The following is a 428-nucleotide window of genomic DNA, read 5'->3' as shown; positions in this document are numbered from 1 at the left end:
GCGTAAACGGGGCACCAGCTTCAATCGGAGGTCGCGCACGACCCGCCGCGCTTGCTTCGGAGCCTCCGGCTGCGTGTGCAACCGCTCCTCCAGTTCCTCGGCCCGCCGCTCGACGGCATCCGCGTCCAGTGGGGCCGGATCGACTTCTTCTAAATCCCGATCGCCATATTGGGCGTCTTCCGCCGTGTTGACCTCGTCGATGGTCTTCAGAATCTCTTGGATGGTCGTCTCCAGTTTGGCCTTGTTTTTCGCGACCGCCTTCTTCCATACAAACGTGTAGCGGTTGGCATTCGCTTCGATTTTGGTCCCGTCCACGAAATAGTGCTCGAGTTTGACGTAGCCCGCTCGGAGGAGTTGCTGCAGGATGTCGCTAAAGATCCGATCGATGAGCGCTTTCAGCCGGTCGCTCCGGAAGCGGTTGATGGTCC

Annotated in this window: 1 protein-coding gene; it reads right to left on the bottom strand. The window is 59.8% G+C overall.

The window, feature by feature from the left end; all coding sequences use genetic code 11:
* Positions 1-428, bottom strand: a 428-nt coding sequence (locus HIJ39_RS23430) for a transposase (RefSeq protein ID WP_169103412.1), incomplete at both ends; no start/stop codon positions are given.

This window comes from Sulfobacillus harzensis, from assembly GCF_012933365.1.
GTDB lineage: Bacteria > Bacillota > Sulfobacillia > Sulfobacillales > Sulfobacillaceae > Sulfobacillus_B > Sulfobacillus_B harzensis.
The sequence above is the reverse complement of the archived record's forward strand: the minus strand, read 5'-3'. Positions and strand labels throughout refer to the sequence as shown.